The sequence below is a fragment of the Aeromonas sp. Y318-1 genome (assembly GCF_027706125.1).
Lineage (GTDB): Bacteria > Pseudomonadota > Gammaproteobacteria > Enterobacterales > Aeromonadaceae > Aeromonas > Aeromonas hydrophila.
Window position 1 is genome coordinate 105,959 of the sequence record NZ_JAPDCM010000009.1, and the last position, 6,001, is coordinate 111,959.

A 6,001-nucleotide genomic window follows, 5' to 3' on the forward strand; every position below is an offset into this window, starting at 1 on the left:
TACTATTTTGATTAATTTTTATGGGTGGTACTTGAACAGTGGCTCTATGGGCCATGCTAAACCGCGCACATTTTTACACATCTGCCTGGCTGGTTGTGTGACCGAGCAGGCACTATTGTTGATAACCGCACCGCCAAGAGATAGATAGTTATTTCGACAAAAGCTGGTAGTCAGTTACATAAACAGAAAATAAATTTCACAGTTTTTCATGATATAGCGCAATTTCAGACAGATTGTTGGTTGACTCACGGGGGAGTTCTAGTAAATTTACAAACGGAATTTTCTTTGACTACTGAACAGTTAGGTAACCAATTATGACTATCAAAGTAGGTATTAACGGTTTTGGCCGCATCGGCCGTTTCGTCTTCCGTCTGGCCGCTGAGCGTTCTGACATCGAAGTGGTTGGTATCAACGATCTGATCGACGTTGACTACATGGCCTACATGCTGAAGTACGACTCCACTCACGGCCGCTTCAAGGGCACCGTTGAAGTCAAAGACGGCAACCTGGTTGTCAACGGCAAAACCGTACGTGTTACCGCTGAGCGTGACCCGGCCAACCTGAAATGGGGCGAAATCGGTGTTGACGTTGTTGCCGAAGCTACCGGTCTGTTCCTGACCGACGAGACTGCTCGCAAGCACATCGCTGCCGGCGCCAAGAAAGTCGTTCTGACCGGTCCGTCCAAAGACGCTACCCCGATGTTCGTAATGGGCGTTAACGACGCTACCTATGCTGGCCAGGACATCGTTTCCAACGCTTCCTGCACCACCAACTGCCTGGCTCCGATCGCCAAGGTTCTGAACGATACCTTCGGTATCGAGTCCGGCCTGATGACCACCGTTCACGCTACCACTGCTACCCAGAAGACCGTTGATGGTCCGTCTGCCAAAGACTGGCGCGGTGGCCGCGGTGCGGCTCAGAACATCATCCCGTCCTCTACCGGTGCTGCCAAGGCTGTTGGCGTGGTTATCCCGGAACTGAAAGGCCTGCTGACCGGTATGGCTTTCCGCGTTCCGACTCCGGACGTGTCTGTTGTTGACCTGACCGTCAACCTGAAGAAAGCTGCCACCTACGCAGAAATCTGCGAAGCGATGAAAGCTGCTTCCGAAGGCGCCATGAAGGGCGTTCTGGGCTACACCGAAGACGAAGTGGTTTCTACCGACTTCCTGGGTGAGCGTCAGACCTCCGTATTCGACGCCAAGGCTGGTATCCAGCTGAACGACAAATTCGTTAAAGTTGTATCCTGGTACGACAACGAAATGGGCTACTCCAGCAAAGTTCTGGACCTGATCGCTCACATCTCCAAGTAATTTGGGATACGCAATCAAGTAGCTTGAAAAAGGCGGCCATGGGCCGCCTTTTTGTATTCTGGACCGGGATTTTTCCAACCCTCTCTTCTGAATGTGCGCGAGCACAGGAGTCCTCATGCAACCGACACGCTCTCTGACTGCCCACTGTACCCTCAGCCACCACCCGGCTGGCCAACCCTTGCTGACCGTCGACAACGGCTACGCCAAGGCAGAAATCAGCCTGTTTGGCGCCCACGTGCTCAGCTACCAGCGTCACGACGAACCCGCCTCCATCTGGCTCAGCGACAAGGCAGTACTGGATGGCAGCAAACCCATCCGCGGCGGCATTCCCCTCTGCTGGCCCTGGTTCGGCCCGGCTCCTGCCCGCGTCGGCAGCGGCAAGCCCTCCCACGGCTTTGCCCGCACCAGCCTGTGGACGCTGGACGGTGTTTCCGATCACGGCGATGGTACGCTCGTCCACCTGTCTCTGCGTGACAACGAGGCAACCCGTCAGCTCTGGCCTCATGCCTTCGAACTGGAGCTGGACGTGCTGGTCGGCAAGGAGCTGGCCCTGGTACTGACCACCCGCAACACCGGCAAAGCGCCGCTCGTCTACAGCGGCGCCCTGCACACCTACCTGCAGATAAGTTCACCGGAGTCAGTGAGCGTCAGCGGCCTTGGCGAGCCCTATGCCGACAAACTGACCGGCCAGAATGGCCAGCAGCAGGGCCCTCTGACCCTGAACGGACCGCTGGATCGGGTCTATTGGCAGCCTGCGGCCCATGTCAGCATCCAGGATGGCGAACGCGAGACCCGAGTGGTCAGCGGTAACCACGACAGCGTGGTGGTCTGGACCCCCTGGCTGGAAGGCGCCCGCGCCATGGCCGACATGAGCGATGATGGTTATCGCACCATGCTCTGCGTCGAAGCCGCCATCGCCAGCGAGGCAGGCGTGACCGTTGCACCGGATGAGGAGCACAGCTTCTCCACCGTGATCATCTGAGCTGGATGAGGTTCAGATAAATAAAGAGGGCTCCCGCGGGAGCCCTCTTTGCATCTCTTTGTCTTGGTGATCAGGCATTGCCCTGGGTCTTGAGCCTGAGCTCGGCGGCGAAGTTGAGCATGCGGTCGAGCGGGATCAAGGCCTTCACCCGCAGATCCTCGTCCACCAGGATCTCGTGACGCTCGGCGCCATCGGTGAGGGCCTCCTTGATGGCCACCAGGCCATTCATCGCCATCCAGGGGCAGTGGGCGCAACTGCGGCAGGTCGCACCATCGCCACCGGTCGGCGCCTCCACCATCTCTTTCTCCGGGCAGGCCTGCTGCATCTTGTAGAAGATGCCGCGATCGGTCGCCACGATCAGCTTCTGCTGGGGCAGCTCCTTGGCCGCCTTGATCAGCTGGCTGGTAGAGCCCACCGCATCGGCCAGCTCGATCACCGAGGCAGGGGACTCCGGGTGGACCAGCACGGCGGCATCCGGATTCTGCTCCTTCAGCTCACGCAGGGCGCGGGCCTTGAACTCGTCGTGGACGATGCAGTGGCCCTGCCAGCGCAACATCTCGGCGCCAGTCTTCTTCTCGATGTAGGCACCGAGGTGACGGTCCGGGCCCCAGATGATCTTGTGACCCTGGCTATCCAGATGTTCGACGATCTCCAGCGCGATGCTGGAGGTGACCACCCAGTCCGCCCGCGCCTTCACCGCCGCCGAGGTGTTGGCATAGACCACCACGATATGGTCGGGATGGGCGTCGCAGAAGGCGGAGAACTGTTCGATGGGGCAACCCAGATCAAGCGAGCACTCGGCCTCCAGCGTCGGCATCAGGACTCGCTTGTGGGGGCTCAGGATCTTGGAGGTCTCTCCCATGAAGCGCACCCCGGCAACGATCAGGGTCTGCGCCTCATGATCGCGGCCAAAGCGGGCCATCTCGAGGGAGTCGCCGACGAAACCACCGGTCTCCTCCGCCAGCGCCTGGATCTCGGGATCCGTGTAGTAGTGGGCGACCAGCACCGCCTTGCGCTCCTTGAGCAGTGCCTTGATGTCTGCGATCAGGGTCGTCTTCTGCTCGGCGCTCAGGGGAAGGGGCTTGGCCGGAAACGGATAGTCCATCTCGACTACCGGCGGGACATTGTTCAGTGCATTGCTCATTGCGACTGTTCCATCAACGCTTGGAAAGGCAAAAATTATAACCAGAAGCCGCGCACAAACCCATCAACAAATCCGGTGCTGCGCAAGTGTCCGAATATACTCAAGTAATTCGTTGTCATTCTTGCTAAAGGAGTTGTCGAATGAAACAACGCTCCCTCAAAACCAAGCTGCTACTGCTCACCATGGGGCTGTTTCTCGCCAGCGGCCTCGCCATGACCCTGATGCAGTCCTCCTCGCTGAACACCCTGCGCAGCAACATTGTCAGCCAGACCCGCCAGGCGCTGGAGCAGGAAGTCTCCCGTACCCTGCAGTTCCAGGCCGAACGCTATGCGGTGCAGATCGCCGACCTGTTGCAGCAGTCCTATCAGGTACCGCTGGGCATGGCGGCCCAGCTGGAGGGCAGCATGGCGCAGCCGGACAGGCTGCTGAGCCGCCCCCAGGTCGAGACGCTGCTTCACAGCCGACTGCAGCAAGCGGGCGGCATCAGCTCCATCTATGCCCAGTTTGAACCCGACGGGTACGACGGCCAAGATGCCAGCTGGCAGGCCGGCGCCTCCCACTCCGTCGTCGGCAAGGGCAGCCTGGAAATTTATTTCACCCGCGACCAGGGCGGCCAGATCAGCCAGCAGCCGGTGGATGCCGCCACCAGTGCCGCCAAATACGACACCTCGGTCAACGAGTTCGGCATCCGCAACAGCGAATGGTACCTGTGCGGCCGCGACACCCTGCACCCCTGTCTGATGGAGCCCTACCTCTACGAGATAAGCCCGGGCAACAAGATGCTGATGACCAGCCTGACGGTGCCCGTTCTGAAAGCCGGCAAGTTTGCCGGCATCACCGGCGTCGACATGAACCTGCCCATCTTCCAGCAATTGGCAGAGAACCTCGGCAAGAGCCTGTATGACAACCAGGCCGAGGTCACTCTGGTCAGCAAGATGGGCCTCATCGTCGGCAGCAACCGTCACGCCGACAAGCTGGGACGGCCGCTGACGGAAGCCGGTCTCACCGCCCCCACCGGCCAGGAGCAGGACACCGAGACCGACTTCATCCTGCAACAGCCGGTCAGGATCGACGCCGCCGATACCCAGTGGTGGCTGATGCTCAAGGTGCCCAAGGCGCTGGCACTCAGCCAGGCCAACACCATCAGCAACCAGCTTGGCGACTTGCTGCAGGCCACCCAGCAGCAACAGCTGATCGCCATCGTCGTCATCACCCTGCTGGCGCTGGCGCTGCTCATCTGGTTCATCCAGACCATCACGGCCCCCCTCTCCCTCATCAGCCGCCATGTGTCCCACCTCTCCAGCAACGAGGGCGACCTGACCCAGCAGATGAGGATAGACACCCACCAGGAGCTGATCGAGCTGGGCGGCCACCTCAACGCCTTCCTCGGCAAGTTGCGCGGCATGGTGCAGGGCAGCAAGCAGATCGGCCAGCAGGTGCACCAGCAGGCCCAGGGCATGAAGCAGACGGCCGACACCATGCGCAGCAGTCTGGACGAGCAGAGTCTGGAGCTGGAGAGCGTGGTCAGTGCCATGCATCAGATGAGCACCACGGCGGTCAGCGTAGCGGGCTATGCCGAGCAGGCAGCCCAGGAGTCGGAAACGGCCACCCATCACATCAGCACGGCCCAACAGACCCTGAGCCGGGCCCGCACCGAGATCCACACCCTGGTTGAAGACATGCACCTCGCCGACAAGGCGGTCGCCCAGGTGGCTCAGCGCAGCACCAACATCAGCCGCATTCTCGACGTGATCAGGGCCATTGCCGAGCAGACCAACCTGCTGGCGCTCAATGCGGCCATAGAGGCGGCGCGGGCCGGCGACATGGGGCGCGGCTTTGCCGTGGTAGCAGACGAAGTGCGGGCGCTGGCCAACAAGACCCGGGAGTCCACCGACGAGATAGGTCAGCTCATCGGCAGCCTGCAGACCGAGGTCAACAGCAGCCAGCAGTTGATGAGTACCGGCATCACTCGCTCGGCCAGCACGGTGGAAGGGACGGAGCAGGCCTTTGAGGCCCTCAATCAGGTGGTCACCCAGATCCAGCAGATCCACGATCACATCAGCCAGGTGGCCACGGCGGCCGAGCAGCAGAGCGCCGTCAGCGACACCATCAACCAGAATCTGATGCGGATCGGCGACGCCGCCACCACCCTGGGGCAGGAGGCCAACGCCAGCCATCACCTGAGCGAGCAGCTGGAGCAGGCTGCCACGGCACTGGCCACCCAACTCGATCGACTGAGAACCTGACGCAGAACGGCCATAAAAAAAGCCCGCATTGCTGCGGGCTTTTTCAATCTGGTGGTCGTTACTGGGATCGAACCAGTGACCCCCTCCTTGTAAGGGAGGTGCTCTCCCAGCTGAGCTAAACGACCTGGGATTCTTGAAATGATGGTGGGTCGTGCTGGATTCGAACCAGCGACCAATTGATTAAAAGTCAACTGCTCTACCGACTGAGCTAACGACCCATCTAAATCATTTTTTACAAACTTGGTGGTCGTTACTGGGATCGAACCAGTGACCCCCTCCTTGTAAGGGAGGTGCTCTCCCAGCTGAGCTAAACGACCTG

The 6,001-nt window shown here is 60.0% G+C and carries 4 protein-coding genes and 3 tRNA genes; 3 read left to right on the forward strand and 4 right to left on the reverse strand.

The window, feature by feature from the left end; translation table 11 throughout:
• Positions 1 to 314: 314 nt before the first annotated feature.
• Both gap and OKB87_RS14615 read left to right on the forward strand, forming a co-directional pair.
• The gene (gene gap, locus OKB87_RS14610) at positions 315 to 1,310 is read left to right on the forward strand and encodes a type I glyceraldehyde-3-phosphate dehydrogenase (protein WP_011707358.1); all 996 of its coding nucleotides are present in this window, start codon (positions 315 to 317) and stop codon (positions 1,308 to 1,310) included.
• Between the two features lie 115 nt (positions 1,311 to 1,425).
• Positions 1,426 to 2,292 (forward strand): D-hexose-6-phosphate mutarotase, encoded by an 867-nt coding sequence (locus OKB87_RS14615; RefSeq protein WP_045525443.1) that lies wholly within the window; start codon positions 1,426 to 1,428, stop codon positions 2,290 to 2,292.
• Between the two features lie 70 nt (positions 2,293 to 2,362).
• Here the strand turns inward: OKB87_RS14615 and nadA are convergent, their stop codons facing one another.
• Complete coding sequence (gene nadA / locus OKB87_RS14620) at positions 2,363 to 3,436, reverse strand: quinolinate synthase NadA (RefSeq protein WP_045789014.1); 1,074 nt, start codon at positions 3,434 to 3,436, stop codon at positions 2,363 to 2,365.
• A 140-nt stretch (positions 3,437 to 3,576) separates the two neighbouring features.
• Here nadA and OKB87_RS14625 point away from each other — a divergent pair, with 140 nt between their 5' ends.
• The gene (locus tag OKB87_RS14625; protein ID WP_065475698.1) at positions 3,577 to 5,682 is read left to right on the forward strand and encodes a methyl-accepting chemotaxis protein; all 2,106 of its coding nucleotides are present in this window, start codon (positions 3,577 to 3,579) and stop codon (positions 5,680 to 5,682) included.
• 49 nt (positions 5,683 to 5,731) lie between these two features.
• Here the strand turns inward: OKB87_RS14625 and OKB87_RS14630 are convergent.
• From OKB87_RS14630 to OKB87_RS14640, 3 genes are all read right to left on the reverse strand, one after another.
• A tRNA-Val gene (locus OKB87_RS14630) sits at positions 5,732 to 5,807 on the reverse strand.
• Positions 5,808 to 5,824: 17 nt separating this feature from the next.
• Positions 5,825 to 5,900 (reverse strand) — tRNA-Lys (locus OKB87_RS14635).
• Between the two features lie 23 nt (positions 5,901 to 5,923).
• Positions 5,924 to 5,999 (reverse strand) — tRNA-Val (locus OKB87_RS14640).
• Positions 6,000 to 6,001: the final 2 nt, after the last annotated feature.